Raw genomic sequence first — 16,967 nt, forward strand, 5'->3', positions numbered from 1 at the left:
AGGTTTGATTGATTGAAGTGTATTCCTGACAGATTCTATTCAGTTTTCAAGGTGCTTCCTTAAATCGCCATTTCACTGGCAAATAGTATTCTAATAGCATCTGGTCTTTTTTGCAAGGGGCAAATTGAATTTTTTCGTTATTTCTTTTCTATTCTGAAAATACACTGGCTTTATAAATCAAGCCCATACCAAAGAATATAAAATTGTAGGGGCACAATGTATTTTGTGCCCTATTAATTTAGCGACATGCCATGGCATGTCGAATCCTGGGTTTTCATCCTCATCTGGCGTCACGAAAGTGGCATGATGGTCTATTCTGAAAAAAGGGTAAGAATTGAGTGTGAGTATTGAGCTGAAAAAATTTTACTTTCATCCTCGCCTTGTCCCGTTTTTCTTCTTTTTTCCTCTCCCCTGGTGGGAGAGGATTAAGGTGAGGGGGAAACATGAATAGCTTATCGAGCTTTTACTTCATATATCCAAACCTGTTTTGCATACTGGATTTTCACTCTCATCCCAATCTTCTCCCATCAAGGGAGAAGGAGCAATTAAATCAAAGAAATATGATGTAGGGGCAGACCTATGTGTCTGCCTCAATAACATTTGGGGTTATACCTTGTTTTTAAAATAAAAAAGCTTTGGATTCGAGGAAGACAAAAGGCCAGAAGTTGTAAACAGTGTTATTCGTGGTTGAATTCACCATCACATTCACTGATAACTTCCCAATGAGATGAGGCTATTACTTTTTAAAATAATTTTACTATTTTTTCTTACTCATCCATTCCAACACAGAATTTTTAAAATCAGTAAAATCATCAAGGTTATTTCTTAAAATTGATATTATAAATGCTGAATCAATATTATCATAACTATGAACAATTAAATTTCTGAATTTTGCCATCTTTTCGAGTGATTGATAAAGTTGGTTATTGATAATATTGTTTTCTTGGAGTACCTTAAAGGTGTCGCTGTAACTTATGGGAATTCTTAATTCCTGATCAGAAATTATATGATTAGCAATATCAATTCCTGTCTCGATTAAAATCTGGAAGGTTCTTTCGACAATTCTTTGTATTTTCCAGTCCTGCATATATTCATCGATGGTTATTCCGATGAATTCACTCAGTTGATTTTGATACTCATCAAAGTTAGCTAATTTTCTTAATATTAGAGTCTTGTCAACCAATTTTATATCTCCGATACAAAATATCCTTTTCTTTAATAGAAAAATCAAAATACTTTCTCAAATTCAATGATTCAAATGAGTATCTTAGGTTTGGATCCTTATCAACCAAAACTTTTTTATTCTGAATAATTCTGGCTATCAATGGTAAGGAGGCAGTATTTAAAATAACCAGATCAATTTCATCGGTTTTTAACGCATTACTTAACTGATTAAGCAGATTCATTTTAATTTCTAATTCATTTTTATTCACAATCAGATATACAGCAATATCTACATCACTAAGTGATGATAAATGTCTTTTTGCTAATCCTCCAAACAGGTAAGCAAAAATCACCTGCGGATGGTTATTTAGAACTTTTTGAGCTTCTGGAATGAGTTCCAGAATATTATTAGAAATCGGAAATCGACCATATCTCATTCTTTAAGTTTAACACATTTATATCCGGTAAATATAGTGAGTTGTTAGTAAGAAAACACCGCCCTCATCCTCGCCTTGTCCTGTTTTTCTTCTTTTTTCCTCTCCCCTGGTGGGAGAGGATTAAGGTGAGGGGGAAACATGAACAGCTTATCGAGCTTTTACTTCAGATATCCAAACCTGTTTTTCATACTGGATTTTCACACTCATCCCAACTCTCTCCCATCAAGGGAGAAGGAGCAATTAAATTAAAGAAATATGAAGAAATTGGTTCCTGCTCCTTGATTCTAACAACTTTTTCCTCTTTATATTTCAGGAAAACTCTTCAAAACCGGTTGACATAACCATCAAATTGATATATATTTTTGCAGTTGATGAGTGGGCCATTAGCTCAGTTGGTAGAGCACCGGACTTTTAATCCGGGTGTCGAAGGTTCGAATCCTTCATGGCTCACCATTTTTTTTATAAAGCTAAAAATTCAATTTCCCGGTTTTCTCAGTTTCTTTTTAAAAAAACCCGAATTAAATCACTTAAAATCCTGATAAAGTTTTATTGTTACCTCAACCAAAAATATTGATATGAGAAGAAATGATCGTCAATTGTCATCATTTGATTAACATCTTATATAGAAATGAATTAAAAAGTGAAAAAACTCAAGAATCAAGTTTTGATCCTTTCATTCTTCAAAAGTAAAATTCATTCATCTTTTCTTGTTACAGTGGTTTAAAAATGGTAAAAACTGCTTTTTCCAAAAGAAGAATAACCCACTACATTACAATTTTTGTAAATTATAATAATGGGTTTGGGGTTAAAAAAAGCTAAAAAAATATTATTTTTTTATAATAAGTAAAAAAGATCCTGTAATTTTCTTTCGGTTTGTGGGTATAAGTCTATTTATTTCTTTACTTTTTCTTCTTGTGACTTACGCATTCTTTTTGATTCGGTATCAGCTTTGGTTAAAAGGTAAATCATCCCACCTAAACATAAAAGAAAAATACCGATACCAATAGGTGAACTCCATCCTAATAATAAAAATAGGGATTCCACAATTACCCCTCCTATCTTATTAATCTGGATAAAATAATATCATAAAAAAATCTTCGCGATTGGTTAAGCTTGGGGAAATTCCATCTTATGAGATCATTTAGTTAAAGAATTAAATACCTCATTATTAGAAATCTATCTTGAAAATACCGAAATGATTTTTAAAGGTAACTCATATTGAGCCACTAACCAGGATCTTATTCTGGGCTTTTACTCTCATCCTCACCTTCTCACATCAAGGGAGAAGGAATTAGAGTGATGCGTCATCCTGAGTCCTCGCTTATTGAGGACATGAAAATCTCATCTGACACCGAAGGCGTCATCCTGAGGCTTCGTATTTTGAAGCCGTGAGGATCTCATCATTCAATTATTTTTTTAAAAAAATACTAAATGAGATTGCCACGTCATCTAACCAAAAAACGGTTAGACTCCTCGCAATGACGGATTTGGAATGGGCATGATAAATCAAGCTCCTACAAAAGATTATAAATTTGAGGGGGCAATAAATTGCTCCTAATTATAATTTTTTGGGATTCGATCTTGATTCTTGAATTTTAAAAAGGCTAGGTGCGAACCTATGTGTTCACCCCTACGGTTTCAATATATCTAATTTTTTATTGTCTCATAATATTCCAGTATTTTTTCCTCGTAGGGGCAGCCCTGTTTGTATGTCCCTTATTATTTTGAGATAACAACATTTAATTTCCCTCCTTGGAGGGGTGCCGCTTTGCGGCGGAGAGGGTGCCTTTCTATTTTAAGGTTCTTCTCCTAAATAGTTGATAGAAAAGTGAAATAAAAATGGACACCGCCTACTTTCTGAACACAGTATTTGTATCAGCAAAACCAATCCAGAGGAGGCAAAGCGATGTCCCAAATGTAGCTTAAATCCTTTTTTGGTTTTTGTCGATTCAAGGTGTTCAAACAATGTCAATAATTTAGCTCAAACCTAAAAAAGAAATTTATAATTTCATTTTTATTAAATCGAAATTCCCGGTATTGGCAGCTTCTAAAATTGGCGCCATATATTCATCTACCTCAGATGCGTTAATTTGAACCGGCAAGCTTTTGAGCTTCATTTCTAACTGGGGATCTTTGGCCGCTTGCAAAGTGCGTTCAATATATTGATCATTAAATCCCGGAAGATCTGATAATTTTGTTGGAAAATTAATGCTTTTATAAAACTGGATTAATCCTCCCGCTACCTCAATCCCTAAATCTTTTCCGTGCAATTGATTGAGATTCGACGAGATAAAACCCTTTTCCTTGAGAAGATTTCCAAAAAACCGGACTTTTTCTTCAATAGCAGGAGCAAAAAAAACGGTATAATAAATATTCATAATACCACAGGCTCGACCATGGCTTGATATATCTACCAGGGAGTAACTGGAAAGATGAGCGCCATTGGTTCCACAAATCATAATTGCATATCCACCTAAATCGGTACCAAGACCTAGTCCTTCTCTGGCTTCAAAATCTTTTGGGTTTTCGTTTGCTTTTTTGGTGTAATCTAAAATTAACTCGAGGCCAGTCAAAGATATTTTCTTAAGGGATTCTATTTTGTCCTTACTTACACCGTAAAAAGATTCCAAGCAATGGGAAAGGCCGTCCATAGCTCCATCAATGGTAAGATCAATTGGTGCAGTCGTTGTAACGGTGTAGTCAAAGACTGCTCGATTCGGTATTATGGCATCGTCTACAATCAGTTTTTTCTGACCAGCAACCGAATCAGTAACCACAGCATACCTGGTCAGGTGTGATCCAGAACTGGCCGCCATCTCCACTGCAACCAGGGGGAATAACTTTTTGCCGGTTTGTTTTAAGCCTTCAGTTACCAGACCAGCACCTAAATAAGTATCTATTTCGGGACTATAAACACCGAGGGAAGCTAATACATTGGCAATTTTCGCTGCATCGATTGAGCTCCCACCCCCAACAACTACTATGCAATCAGGCTTAAAATGTAAAATATAGCTTTCTAACCGATAGACATCTTCACGAGGAGTGTTGGGCTTTGCATTGGGAAAGATTTTTTCTCCTGCAATGGTGATTTGATATTTTTCCAATGAATTTAATATCCGGTTTATAATTTGTTCATGTAATTTTGTATTGGCGATGACTAATGCTGATTTTCCACATTTTTCTACATGTTGACCGACTGTATCTAAAACATTGAGACCAAAGCTGTAATTTTCACCTTTAAAACCGCGTATCAATTCATATGCTTCTTTTTTTAATTGGTTTTTATCCATATCTCACACCTTTAAGTTAATTTTTTAAGATTAATTATAAAAATTTTTTTCCTTAATGTTTATATATTATTATATAGGAATAACCCTCCCCACCGCAAAAGCGATACCCTCAAAGAAGGAAATTGTTGAATTGATTCCACTATTTAGGAGTGATTCAGGGGTGTGTGTTTTACCTCATTTTTAATCATTTATTACTCACTTCGGTATTTTCAGGATAGACGTTCATGCTGGTTTGTAGCAATAGATAGGGATGAAAATACTTATCCAGGATTCGTTTCCCCTTTATAAAAAAAGGGTTAGGGAGGATTTGAATTATATACTGCTTCGTCATTGCGAGGAACGTTTTATGCGACGTGGCAATCTCATATAGTATTTTTTAAAAAAAATGAGATCCTCACGACTTCTGAATATAAAGTCTCAGGAAGACGGCATTTTTTAGCTCTTGGGTTTTTTAGGTAATCTTCCGTTGACAGTACAGGTCTTTTCTTCAAATGTTCCATCATCATAGGTTCCTGAATAGACAAACTTCAATGATCCTGACAAAATTACAGGGTTAGCAGGTAAGTCAATACACCCAGCATTAGTTTCCGATTGTCCGGGAGGGCAATAGGCTTCTGCTTCAGGAATTGTCTGGGCAACCCGCAAACACCCAAGACACAAACCGTCGCTTCAACAGTGTTGATGACAAAACCTTGGATACTATTATTGGCAAGACTACTCTGATAACAGATTTGATTATTAGAAATTTGAATATCCATGGAACACACCAGGTCACTTTCAGCTTGATTGTTTTGAGGAGTACCACAGCAGCCAGTTCATAACAGAAGTGCCATGAAAAGGTTAATTGCTGGCATGAAAGCCTTTTTATGATATACCTTCCTTACTTCAGTTATTTTTTCTATTTTCACAGTGTATTTTTGATTCAGCACTTATATGAGTTTAAAACTAAATCAGCCGGTCAAAATTCCCCACCTGATGATATTGAAATAGAAATACTCTGAATGAGTATCCTTATCCATTAAGAAAATCGTTGGTTATTTGGTATTAAATAACCCGTAGGTTTTGTTTACATCGAGAACGAAGATTATTCCTTTTCCTGGTTCATCAATTTTGAGTTCCTCTCTTATTTTATTAACAATTGGATCGGTGAGATCGCTTTTGGAAATAATAAAAACAATTTCCTTTTCAGGTTCAATGGCCATAGAAAACAAGGTTTCGGTTTCATGAATTCCTGAACCTCTGGCGTTAATAATGGTTCCTCCCCGAGAACCTGCCGAATTGGCAGCTTCAATAACCGATTCTGCTTGACCCTTATCGACAACCACAAAGACCGCATTATACATAATCTTTTCTCCAATCTCCCTTTTTACCTTTTTGGTAAATATGCAGTATCGAGCCCCTAAAAAATTACTTAAAGAGAAGGTAAAAGCAATTCCATGGTTGGGTTTTTTTAAATCGAATTTTTTCTCGATTTCATTCATTACCGAATATCCTAATTCTTTTTCTGCCACAACAAACACAATTTCTCTTCTTATTTCAAAAAGCTCAAGGGCCTCCAACCAATGATTTTTAATCGTTCCCTTGCCCAAAATGACCGTTGCTCCGCTAATTCCATGCTGTTTTGCAAATTTAATAATTTTACTCCCAACACCATGGTTCACTATCACACAAAACAACTCATATTCTCTGCTATCAGGACATTTATCCATTCTCTTTTTATATCCCTCTTTTTCCAGATTTTCGCTTATAAATAAAACCAATAATTTGTAAAGCAATGAGTGGTGTTAACGCTACCATAGCAATCATTCCGAATCCATCAATTAACACATTGGCACTTTGAGTTGCGCTGGCAGCACCCTGTGAAAACGCCAAAATGAAAGTTGCTGTCATTGGACCAGAGGCAACGCCTCCTGAATCAAAAGCAATTCCAATAAATAAATTTGGAACGAAAAAAGTCATCAATAGAGCAGCAGAAAATCCCGGCAAAAGATAATGCCATAATTGGATTCCCGGTATAACAATTCTAAGCATTGACAAAGCTACCGCAAAACCCACACCTGTTGATAGAGCAATATTAATTATTCTTTTTTGTACATATCCACTCGTAATATCTTCAATTTGTTCAGTTAGAACATGGACAGCCGGTTCGGCTAATACCGTGACCAACCCTAAAATAAAACCCACAATGACAATTATCCATTGACCATTGAGAGATGCTACTTTATAACCAATTATATATCCAACTTCCATAAATCCTGCATTGACACCGAGCAAAAAAATCACTAATCCAAAATAAGCATAGATCAGTCCTTTCAGAATTCGAATGAATGCTCTTTTTGATAAATCTTTGACAATTAATTTATATAATATAAAGACAACTAACAAAGGAAGAATAGCGAGCATTATTTCACTCATAATGATCGGAAGTTTCTGAATAAATGGATATAGAACCGAGGAGGATAGTGACATTTGATTGACAGCAACCTCTGACAATTTATTTTGCTTTAGAAACAATCCAACTAGAACAATAGATAGAATTGGACCTATTGAAGTAATACCGACCAAACCAAAGCTATCTTCCTCCGAAGTTATTCCGTTCTTTTTTAGAGAAGAAACACCAACGGCGAGAGCCAAGATAAAAGGAACAGTCATGGCACCAGTGGTTGCTCCAGAAGCATCAAAGCCTATTGCTAAATATTCGGGAAGAGAAAATAAAGAAAATATTAAAACTAAGGAATACATTCCTATAAACACTTTTTGAAGAGATATATTAAAAATGATTCTAAACAAACCAATGGTCATTAAAACCGCTATTCCAATTGAAACAATGACGAGAATACTGGTTTTGGAGATGGTACCAGAGGTTACTAAATCAACTTGATTGGCAAGAACGTGCAAATCGGGCTCAGCAATCGAAATGAAAAATCCCAAAATAAGACCAATAACACCTACAATCAAAACTTTGTTGCTTTTAACCAGAAATGAACCCATTAGATGACCAATTTGGCTCACTCCGATATCAACACCCAACAAAAAAACCGATAATCCAAAAAAAATTAAAACTGCTCCAATTATAAACCTAAGTAGTTGATATAGTTCAACTGGAGCAATCGTAAAATGAAGAATAAAAACAATAATGGTGATAGGAAAAACCGAAACGAATACTTCTTTAAGTTTTTCATTGAGAACATTCAAAATATACTTGTCCTTTCGATTATCAACTCTGCCATAGCTTTATTGAATAGCTGGTGATTTCTCTTCCAAGTTCCCTGAAAATATTATGAATAAATCATAAAAGAATTTAGGTTTCTTATCAAGATTCCCTTTTCTTTATCTCGCTCTCACCCCCGGCGCCTTTTCACCATTTCACCATCATATTCTCTGCATTTTCCCCTGGTGGAAAAGATGTCTGGTAGCTCTTTTTAAAAAGGAACCTCCCTGAAATCCAAACTTACTTGACAACCGAATCAATGAAAACCTAAAATTGAACTAAGAATTTACCTATAGGAGGGAATTGTCATGAAGTTAAAGAAAGTTTTTTTAGGTATCCTCACTCTGGCTCTCTTATTTATCCTATCAATACCAGTCCTGGCTTTAACCTATGGATATGTTACCCCTGGTCCAGATACCTGGTATAAAAAGGATGTTGAGGGATTTTCCTATGGAGCTGAGATGGCTGGTGTAGAAGTGGTCGTTTTGAATTCCGATTATGACACCGAGAAAGAAATTACCAATATTAAAACCTTGATTGACATGGGCGTTGATGGAATGTGTATTTTCTCGTTCAATCCCAACGGCGCTTTTATAGCTGCTCGTGAATGTGCCGCTGCCGGAGTCCCATTAGTGGTAACCGACAATGTCGGTCAGGTTTTAGCCTCTCCTGATGAGATTGTCGCTTGCATTGACTTTGACTGGAAAGGTATGGGAGTGAATGTTGCCGAATATATCGCCAACAATTATCCTGGAGAAAAAATTGCTATTATCATGGGTTTGTTTGAACACATTCCAGTTCAGATGTTCCGGGAATCCTTCGAACCCAAAGTCGCCGAATTGGGAAAGAATGAAATTGTAGCGGTGCGAGATGGTAAATATACTCCCACTGTGGCTGTTGACCAGGCTCAAGACCTTATCGAATCCGGGTATGACTTCACTATTCTCTTCGTCTTTAATGAAGAAATGGGAGCAGCAGTAGTTCGTATGCTCAAAGGACGAGATTTATTGAATAATCCTATCAAAGTCATCACTACCAATGGCGCTCCTTATGGCATTGAGTTGATTAAAGAGGGAGGTATTCAATACTCAATCTCAACCTCGCCCGGCTGGGAAGGTTTAGTTTCTTTCCTGGCTCTCCACTCCTATGTGAAAGGACAGATTACTGATAAACGGCAGCAAATTCTTTTACCGAATACTCCCATTACCCCTGAAACCATCGACGATAAAACCAAGGTGGTCCCGTGGGATGTCGACCCGGTTTGGATCGAACTTACCAAAACCTATTTCCCCCAATATAATGACCTTGAAGTTTATTAAAAATACTATAGAAGAATGCAACGGGGGAATCCCCGTTGCATTCTTTTTTAAAACCCGATGAAAAATGGAAAATAATCAACTTTTAGTTTCTCTCCAAAATATCACCAAAATTTATGGAATTCATAAAGTTCTTGATAATGTCTCTTTCGACCTGAGAAAGGGCGAGATTCATTGTCTGGTTGGTGAAAATGGTGCCGGAAAATCAACTCTCATCAAAATCCTTTCAGGAGCCATCTCTCCCGAAAGTGGTAAGCTTTACATTGCCGGTAAAAAAATCACATCGATGACTCCTAGAAAAGCCATTGAATTGGGAATATCTACCGTCTATCAAGATGCCGAGTTGGTTGAGTCTCTCACCGTTACCGATAATATTTTCCTTGGTGACGAAAAATCTGCTTCTCTCCCCTTTATTATTGATAAGAAAATCCAATTTCAAAAAGCCCAAGAAATAATCAACACCCTCCACATGAATCTACCGGTTGACTCTTTAGTGGAGGAACTTTCCGTTTCCCAAAAACAGATGCTGGAAATTGTCAAAGCTCTCTATCGTGATTCTAAAATTATCATCATGGATGAACCGACCAGCTCACTCGGTTTAGAAGAAAAAAAAGCCTTGATGAAGATCATTCAGAACCTTAAACAACGCGGTATCGGTATTATTTATATATCTCATTATTTAGAAGAAATATTTATGATAGGTGATCGAGTAACTATTTTAAAAGATGGAAAGTTAGTTAACACTTATGATGTGGCTTCGGTTGATATAGAAACAGTGATTCGGGGCATGGTAGGTCGAGAGGCCTCGGCTTTTTATCATAGGAAAAAAATACCTCTGGGCCCAATACAAGTCCAAATTCAAAACCTATCCAAAAAAGGTGTCCTCCACCCAGTTAATTTCGATATAAAAAAAGGAGAAATCTTAGGAATCGGTGGTTTGGTTGGTGCTGGTCGTTCAGAATTGGTGGGGCTGATTTTTGGGATTCAACAACCTGATAGCGGCAAGGTTATCATCAATGGAAAAGAAGCCGTTATTCATAATCCCCGGGATGCCATTCGAGCTGGCATTGGCCTGATTACCGAAGATCGTCGCAAGCTTGGTCTTTTCATTGGCAGAAACCTCATTGAAAACATGGCCTTAGTCCATAATGATGTTTTTAAGGGCTTTATCGTCGATCGCGATGAAGAAAAAGAACTCTCGAATCTAATGGTGGAAGAGCTATCCATCGCAACCAGTGATATCAATCAACTGGTGGAGGAACTATCGGGAGGCAATCAACAAAAGGTAGTTATTGCCCGATGGCTTCTCGATGACGCTACGCTGTGTATCTTTGATGAACCCACCAAGGGAGTAGATATTGGCGCCAAGCAGCAAATCTATGAACTCATGGTGGAATTGGCTGAAAAAGGAAAGAGTATTATTATGGTCTCCTCTGATATGCCAGAACTGCTTTCTTTAAGCGATCGGATTGTTGTCATGCGTGATAATCGAGTTGTGGAAATCCTTGATAATCAGCAAATTAAAGAAGAAGATTTAATAAAAAAATTCATGGGGGTCGAGGAAAAGGGAGAAAAGACCAATGCAGACAAATCCTAATGTGAAATCACCTGGCGTTGGAAGTGGAACATTGGTTAAAAATAACAAGTATCAATTGATATTTCGTAGCCAGTGGTTTCTCCTTTTGTTGGCTGAATTTCTCATCGCTATTATCACTGGAATCGTCAATCCTAGGTTTTTTACTGTGAGCAACATAATAAATGTTTTAGAACAAATAGCCGTCCTTGGAATAGTCTCATCAGGAATGACATTATTGATTATTTCTGGTGAAATTGATATTTCTGTTGGGGCTAATATTGGATTATCTTCCTGTGTAATGGCAATTATGATTAAGAGCGGGATAGGTGTCTTCCCTTCTTTTATCACCGGTATTGCCTTGGCAATTTTTAGTAGCTTTTTAGTTGGGTTGACTGCTCATACCTTTAAAGCCCCTTCCTTCATTACTTCACTGGCATTTATCAGTGTTTTCCAGGGAATTGCTTTAGCCATCACCAAAGGGTCCTTTCAAACTATTTACGGCCAGGCTGAAACGATCGGCATGACTCGTTTAGGCAATATTCTCCCTTTGAGCTTTGTCATCAGCCTGGGTGCTTATTTGGTCGTTCATTTCATATTGGCTTATACCAAGTTTGGGAGGAGAATTTACTCAGTAGGCAGTAATCCGGCGGCAGCTTATCTCTCGGGCATTTCAGTGATCAAAACCAAGTATTATGCTTTTCTTTTCAGCGGTTTTTTTGTTGGAATCGGCTCAATGGTATTACTTTCGAGAATTGGCGCTGCCCAACCATCGACCGGAAGTGGTATTGAGCTAAAAGCCATCGGTGCTGTCGTCATCGGAGGCACACCCTTATCGGGAGGAAAAGGAAGAATTATCGGAACCCTTCTGGGAGTTCTGCTCATGGGAATCATCTCCAATGCCCTCAACATGATGCGGGTAAATCCTTATTATCAACAAGTTACCTTTGGTTTACTCATCATCGCTTCGTTGGCTATGAGCATTTTCAGTTCTTACAAAGGTCATGCCCGATCGGGGAAAAGCACTAAAAAAGCTATTGAGTAAAAGGAGAGCTTTTTATGAAAATAAGTTTTCACACCGACGCTTTTAATTCATCAGTTTTTAATTTCGAAAAAGCCTTGCAATGGGCTCATAAAAATGATGTTCATTTTATCGAATGCGGATCTTTAGAAGGAGTCAATTGGATTCATGGTTTGGGGTATTTCCCTCATATTTCTTTATCAGAAGATCCGATGGAAATAAGAGAAAAGATGGAATCCTATGGTGTTGTTTTTTCTCAAATTGATGCAGCTTATCCTTTGTCGGGACATGACGGTTTATACTTTGGTGTGCAGTATGTTTTAAAAACCCTCCCCTGGGCGAAGATTGCCAATTGTCCCAATATTGCTACCACCGATGGGTTGTATAAACCAGAAGGACTCTCTGAAAGTGATGCCTTGGAACTTATGAAGCATGCTTACGGAACCATTATTGAGAAAGCCGAACGATACAGCATTAACATTAATATCGAAGTCCACGGGTATTTCACGACGAAACCCGAATTCTTGGATAAGATGCTCAACTTTGCTCAAAGCGATTATTTTGGTTTAAATTTTGATACTGGCAACAGTTTTATTGCCGGTCAAGATCCGGTGGTTTTTTGTCAACAATTTATTAAAAGAATTAAACATGTCCATATTAAAGACGTATCAACAAGTTTGGCCGACTCCTTAAGAGGGAAAGAAACCGGCATTGGTATTAGTCATGCTGCTATCGGTGAAGGAGTCAATGCCGAAAACATTATAACCGTCATTAAAATGCTCCGAGATTCTGGTTATAATGGGGTATTGAGCATTGAGTGTGAAGGCCAGGGTGGACCATTAATCGAGAAATCTCTTCACTGGCTTAGGAAAACTCTCCAAACTCTGAACATTCCAGAGGAAAAAAGCCTTTAGACTAAATTTAAAAAAGTCCGTTGAGTTTTTGTCTGGGAAAAATTGCTATAAAAGCTAACCGTTAAGCAACCGATTTCAATTTATTGGTATAATAGTCACTTATTCACCACAGTTATTTTAATGAATGCCTTATCTGTTGACAGTGAATATTTTCTATGATAAATTGAAATCGGTTGCATTACTTCGCTTTTAGTCAATCTAAAAGCAACACCACAAACCAATGAGGCAGGGGAAATAATGAACCAGTTTAACTCAACCACTCATGTTCCTTTGATAATAATGAAGGGGATTGTCAAACGTTTTCCGGGGGTTATTGCCCTTAACCAGGTCGATTTTGAACTCCTTCCTGGAGAGGTTCATGTCCTGCTTGGTGAAAACGGAGCAGGAAAGTCAACTCTTATCAAAGTACTGAGTGGAGCATTTCCTGCTGATAGTGGTGAGATATTCATTTTTGGTGAAAAAGTGACCATTGAATCTCCAGAAGTCCCTCTTAAAAAAGGACTTCGTTTCATTTATCAAGAACTCAATCTGGTTCCTCAAATTGATATTGCCCGCAACATATTCCTTGGGGTTGAGCCCTTAGGAATCCGTAAATTGGGGATAATCAATACCTTAACCCTTTACAAAACTGCTTCCCAACTTTTAGAGCGTTTCAACATTCAATTAGATCCTCACCGAATTGTATCAACACTCAGCGTTACCCAGCAAAAGATGGTTGAGATTGCTCGAGCTTTGGTTACCGACGCTCGGGTTATCGTTCTCGATGAACCAACCGATGTTTTAGAAAGCACATCTCGTAATGACCTTTTTAAAGTGATCAACCACCTAAAAAAAGAGGGGGTTGGTTTTATCTATATCTCCCACCGCTACGCTGAAGTTTATGAATTAGGTGATAGAGTCACCATCCTGCGAGACGGAAAAAATGTTGGTACTTTCTCTATTCGAGACCTTACTCTTGAAACCATGATTGAAAAAATGATCGGCGGGAAAATTGGCAAACAATACCCTTCTCTTCCAACTCCCCAGGAAAAAATCATTCTTCGACTGGAAAATTTTCAAAAAGGGACAGCAGTTCTAGGTATTGATTTCATGCTTCGAAAAGGAGAAATTTTAGGAATAACCGGCTTAATGGGAGCCGGCAAAACCGAGCTGGCTCGGGCGATTGCCGGTGTTGACCCGCCCACTAGTGGGAATCTTTATATTGAGGATAAAAAAGTTACGGTGAGAACTCCTGAAGAGGCTATTCGACATGGCATCTCATTTCTTACCGAAAATCGGAAAACCGAAGGGGTTATTCTCGATCAATCCTTAAGAAACAATTACGGACTGCCCAATATTAATCGACTGAGCCCTTTCGGTTTGGTGAAGATTAAAATAATGAATGATGAGATAGATTTTTACATGAAAGAGCTAACCATCAAAGCACCTCATCGTTTTACCCTGGCCGGTCAGCTCTCCGGGGGGAATCAGCAAAAATTGGTTTTGGCCAAATGGCTTGGCACTCATGCCAAAGTCATCCTTTTTGATGAACCTACCCGCGGTATCGATATCATTGGCCGCAGAGAGGTGTACCGGATTATGCAAGAACTCCTGGCTGAGGGAACCTCTATCATCATGTTTACTTCCGATTATGCCGAAGCCATGGAAATGAGCCATCGCGTCATGGTAATGCGTCGGGGCAAAATTGTAAAAGAATTTCCACGTAATACCGCTAGCGAAGATGATATTCTAAAGGCTGCCATAGGCGTGGGAGAATTTCGTTAAAAGTCAATATTGCTCTCGCCTCATTTCGGCTAGAGAGTTTGAGGAGGTGGTTTATAAGCAAGAAGTTATTTTTTAGTCTTGAAAAGAAATTAAGAAAGTTGACCTAAAGTAACTTTAAGTTGTTAAAAAAGTTCAGTTGATAATAATGAAGAAAAACATTTAAGCAAGCATCATTCAATGCAATTAGATCCCAATTGATACTTTTTAAAAAGAGTGTATAAGAGAGGATAAGAAATATGGTTTCATCATCCCTGTTGAAACAATTTCAACGAGCAACACAAGCTCTATTAGGATTAGTAGCCATTAATGTGATTTTTTTCATATTTGCACCAACCTACCGAGCAACTAGTAATTTCCAAACCATTTTTTCCCAGGCAACCGTATTAGGTGTCATGGCGGTTGGAACAACGGTTGTTCTTCTATCCGCAGGTCTTGACCTTTCTGTTGGATCGGTTCTTACTTTTGTGGCTGTTTCCGTCGGTAGCATGCTCAACCTCCAATATCCAGTTTGGCTTATAGTATTCATCGCTCTCGGTATTGGCGCTTTTTGGGGAACCGTAAATGGTTTGATTATTGTAGCCACCGGCGTTTCACCATTGATCGTTACTTTGGGGATGATGATGGTACTTCGGGGTTTCTCAGAATTATTGGGTGCTGGAAAAGACATGTCCTCCTTTCCTCGTGCTTTTCGAGCACTAGGATCAGGGTATTTTATTCCAGTCTTAATCATGGCTGCTGCTTACCTGGTTGTGGCATTTATGCTGGGCAAAACTCGCCTGGGTTTTAATGCCTATGCTATAGGAGGAAACCAGGAAGTCGCTCGCTTGTCCGGCATTAGAGTCAATAAATGTAAGGTCATCTACTATGCCATCGGCGGCTTAATGGCAGGACTAGCTGCGGTACTATTAACTGCTCGGTTGAACTTCGCCAATTCTACTTTTGGTCAAGGCATGGAAATGAACTCAATTGCTGCCGTGGTTATCGGTGGAACCAGCATGTCGGGCGGGATTGGTGGTGTTGGAAGAACCATTATCGGTGTATTGATCATGACCTGTTTAGCCAGTGGATTAAGCCATATGGGGGTTGGTTCTTCCTGGCAACGGGTTTCTATTGGTATCGTTATTATTTTAGCCGTCTGGATTGATACTGCTCAACGAAAAAGAACTTTATAGAATGGGCGATATCGACAAAAAGTTGAGATTAGTTCTCTTTTATTTCAGAAATAGTTGTAATGTGTTGTATGAGTTGATAAAGAAATAAAGTTAAATCTTAAGGAGGGATTTTTTAATGAGGAAAAAACTATTTTTATTGGTAATTATGAGTCTTTTTATTTGTGTTTTGGTTGGAAATGTGGCACTCGGTGAAGAAGAGAAAATTTCTATCGCTTATATTGGAGCCTCAACCGACCTGCCTTTTTGGATTACCTTAAGAAATGAAGCCCGCAATCGAGCTAACGAACTGGGGGTGGAGTTTATTGACCTCACTCCTCCCAGCATGGATGCTCAAGCCCAAAAGAATTCTTTTGATAATGCCATTCAAATGGGAGTTAGTGGAATTATTATCGGTGCCGCTGACAGCAGAGCATTCGACGATTCGCTGGATAAAGCAAGTGAAGTTGGGATTCCGGTGGTCGCCGTCGATACTGGCATCGACCATCCTCATATTGCCTCGCTGGTGCAAACTGATAACCTTTCCTCGGCCAAAATTGCCGGTCAATATATTCTCGACCACATGACTCGACCTGGAAAAGTATTAATCGTGGGCGGCGTTTTGGGGCATCAAACTGGTGATGCTCGTAAAAATGGTGTAACTGAAGTCCTTGAAGCTGCTGGAGTCGAAGTGATTTTCCGAGCTGCCGATTGGCTTCCGGAAAAAGCTTATGAAATTGCTCAAAATGAATTAGCCGCTAATCCAGAGGTAACAGCGGTTTTTTCTGCCTGGGACCCGGGAGCTATGTCGGTAAAATCTGTAGTAACCGAAAGAGGTCAGATGGGAAAGATTATCATTGTTGGCTTTGATGGCGACCCTGCCAACCTAAAAGCCATTAAAGAAGGAGAAATCCTGGCAACCATCAAACAAGACAACGTGAAAATGGGACAGGATTCCGTCTCGCTCTTAGTTGACATCATCAATGGAAAAGAAGTTCCAAAATACATTCCGATCGATGGTTTTATCATCGATCAAAGCAATGTGGATGAATTTCTTCAATAAGTAGACAACCCTTTAACCGATGTCTGGTTATTTAAAATCAACCAGACATCGGTTTTTTTATTGTTT

Annotated in this window: 14 protein-coding genes and 1 tRNA gene; 8 read left to right on the plus strand and 7 right to left on the minus strand. The window is 38.2% G+C overall.

What is annotated here, in order from left to right:
• Window positions 1–757: 757 nt before the first annotated feature.
• Window positions 758–1,183: a type VII toxin-antitoxin system HepT family RNase toxin gene (hepT, locus tag PLK24_RS02495; protein WP_324476186.1), complete on the minus strand. Its 426-nt coding sequence runs from the start codon at window positions 1,181–1,183 to the stop codon at window positions 758–760.
• Window positions 1,176–1,601: a type VII toxin-antitoxin system MntA family adenylyltransferase antitoxin gene (gene mntA / locus PLK24_RS02500; protein WP_324476187.1), complete on the minus strand. Its 426-nt coding sequence runs from the start codon at window positions 1,599–1,601 to the stop codon at window positions 1,176–1,178. Before mntA ends, hepT begins: the two co-directional genes overlap by 8 nt.
• A 377-nt stretch (window positions 1,602–1,978) precedes the next feature.
• On the opposite strand from mntA, the gene PLK24_RS02505 reads away from it, so the two are divergent.
• Window positions 1,979–2,054, plus strand: a tRNA-Lys gene (locus tag PLK24_RS02505).
• A 438-nt stretch (window positions 2,055–2,492) separates the two neighbouring features.
• On the opposite strand, the gene PLK24_RS02510 is transcribed toward PLK24_RS02505, so the two are convergent.
• From PLK24_RS02510 to PLK24_RS02530, 5 genes are all read right to left on the minus strand, one after another.
• Window positions 2,493–2,645: a hypothetical protein gene (locus tag PLK24_RS02510; RefSeq protein ID WP_324476188.1), complete on the minus strand. Its 153-nt coding sequence runs from the start codon at window positions 2,643–2,645 to the stop codon at window positions 2,493–2,495.
• Window positions 2,646–3,601: 956 nt separating this feature from the next.
• Window positions 3,602–4,891: an iron-containing alcohol dehydrogenase gene (locus PLK24_RS02515; RefSeq protein ID WP_324476189.1), complete on the minus strand. Its 1,290-nt coding sequence runs from the start codon at window positions 4,889–4,891 to the stop codon at window positions 3,602–3,604.
• Between the two features lie 435 nt (window positions 4,892–5,326).
• Window positions 5,327–5,536, minus strand: a complete 210-nt coding sequence (locus tag PLK24_RS02520; RefSeq protein ID WP_324476190.1) for a hypothetical protein — start codon at window positions 5,534–5,536, stop codon at window positions 5,327–5,329.
• A 389-nt stretch (window positions 5,537–5,925) separates the two neighbouring features.
• A complete protein-coding gene (locus PLK24_RS02525; protein WP_324476191.1) occupies window positions 5,926–6,600 on the minus strand; it encodes a P-II family nitrogen regulator in 675 nt (224 codons plus the stop codon).
• A gap of 7 nt (window positions 6,601–6,607) precedes the next feature.
• Window positions 6,608–8,086 (minus strand): DUF1538 domain-containing protein, encoded by a 1,479-nt coding sequence (locus PLK24_RS02530; RefSeq protein WP_324476192.1) that lies wholly within the window; start codon window positions 8,084–8,086, stop codon window positions 6,608–6,610.
• 324 nt (window positions 8,087–8,410) lie between these two features.
• Here PLK24_RS02530 and PLK24_RS02535 point away from each other — a divergent pair, with 324 nt between their 5' ends.
• The 7 genes from PLK24_RS02535 (at window position 8,411) to PLK24_RS02565 (ending at window position 16,901) form a co-directional block, all read left to right on the plus strand.
• Complete coding sequence (locus tag PLK24_RS02535) at window positions 8,411–9,421, plus strand: sugar ABC transporter substrate-binding protein (protein ID WP_324476193.1); 1,011 nt, start codon at window positions 8,411–8,413, stop codon at window positions 9,419–9,421.
• Window positions 9,422–9,485: 64 nt separating this feature from the next.
• Window positions 9,486–11,015 (plus strand): sugar ABC transporter ATP-binding protein, encoded by a 1,530-nt coding sequence (locus PLK24_RS02540; protein ID WP_324476194.1) that lies wholly within the window; start codon window positions 9,486–9,488, stop codon window positions 11,013–11,015.
• Window positions 10,999–12,036 carry an ABC transporter permease gene (locus PLK24_RS02545; protein WP_324476195.1) on the plus strand — a complete coding sequence of 346 codons (1,038 nt, stop codon included), beginning with the start codon at window positions 10,999–11,001 and terminating at the stop codon, window positions 12,034–12,036. The genes PLK24_RS02540 and PLK24_RS02545 overlap by 17 nt, the downstream gene beginning before the upstream one ends.
• Window positions 12,037–12,050: 14 nt before the next feature.
• Entirely contained in the window at window positions 12,051–12,926 is an 876-nt protein-coding gene (locus PLK24_RS02550; RefSeq protein WP_324476196.1) for a sugar phosphate isomerase/epimerase family protein, read from the plus strand.
• Between the two features lie 237 nt (window positions 12,927–13,163).
• Window positions 13,164–14,690, plus strand: a complete 1,527-nt coding sequence (locus PLK24_RS02555) for a sugar ABC transporter ATP-binding protein (RefSeq protein ID WP_324476197.1) — start codon at window positions 13,164–13,166, stop codon at window positions 14,688–14,690.
• A 236-nt stretch (window positions 14,691–14,926) separates the two neighbouring features.
• Window positions 14,927–15,862, plus strand: a complete 936-nt coding sequence (locus tag PLK24_RS02560) for an ABC transporter permease (protein WP_324476198.1) — start codon at window positions 14,927–14,929, stop codon at window positions 15,860–15,862.
• 115 nt (window positions 15,863–15,977) lie between these two features.
• Window positions 15,978–16,901, plus strand: a complete 924-nt coding sequence (locus PLK24_RS02565) for a sugar ABC transporter substrate-binding protein (RefSeq protein ID WP_324476199.1) — start codon at window positions 15,978–15,980, stop codon at window positions 16,899–16,901.
• Window positions 16,902–16,967: the final 66 nt, after the last annotated feature.

It is taken from the genome of Atribacter sp. (assembly GCF_035418125.1).
Classification (GTDB): domain Bacteria; phylum Atribacterota; class Atribacteria; order Atribacterales; family Atribacteraceae; genus Atribacter; species Atribacter allofermentans.

Bases quoted from the DNA above. Each gene is read 5' to 3' on its own strand.
- PLK24_RS02545 (WP_324476195.1), top strand. From the start codon at position 10,999: ATGCAGACAAATCCTAATGTGAAATCACCTGGCGTTGGAAGTGGAACA.
- PLK24_RS02560 (WP_324476198.1), top strand. From the start codon at position 14,927: ATGGTTTCATCATCCCTGTTGAAACAATTTCAACGAGCAACACAAGCT.
- mntA (WP_324476187.1), bottom strand. From the start codon at position 1,601: ATGAGATATGGTCGATTTCCGATTTCTAATAATATTCTGGAACTCATT.
- PLK24_RS02550 (WP_324476196.1), top strand. From the start codon at position 12,051: ATGAAAATAAGTTTTCACACCGACGCTTTTAATTCATCAGTTTTTAAT.
- PLK24_RS02535 (WP_324476193.1), top strand. From the start codon at position 8,411: ATGAAGTTAAAGAAAGTTTTTTTAGGTATCCTCACTCTGGCTCTCTTA.
- PLK24_RS02540 (WP_324476194.1), top strand. From the start codon at position 9,486: ATGGAAAATAATCAACTTTTAGTTTCTCTCCAAAATATCACCAAAATT.
- PLK24_RS02565 (WP_324476199.1), top strand. From the start codon at position 15,978: ATGAGGAAAAAACTATTTTTATTGGTAATTATGAGTCTTTTTATTTGT.
- PLK24_RS02555 (WP_324476197.1), top strand. From the start codon at position 13,164: ATGAACCAGTTTAACTCAACCACTCATGTTCCTTTGATAATAATGAAG.
- PLK24_RS02515 (WP_324476189.1), bottom strand. From the start codon at position 4,891: ATGGATAAAAACCAATTAAAAAAAGAAGCATATGAATTGATACGCGGT.
- PLK24_RS02525 (WP_324476191.1), bottom strand. From the start codon at position 6,600: ATGGATAAATGTCCTGATAGCAGAGAATATGAGTTGTTTTGTGTGATA.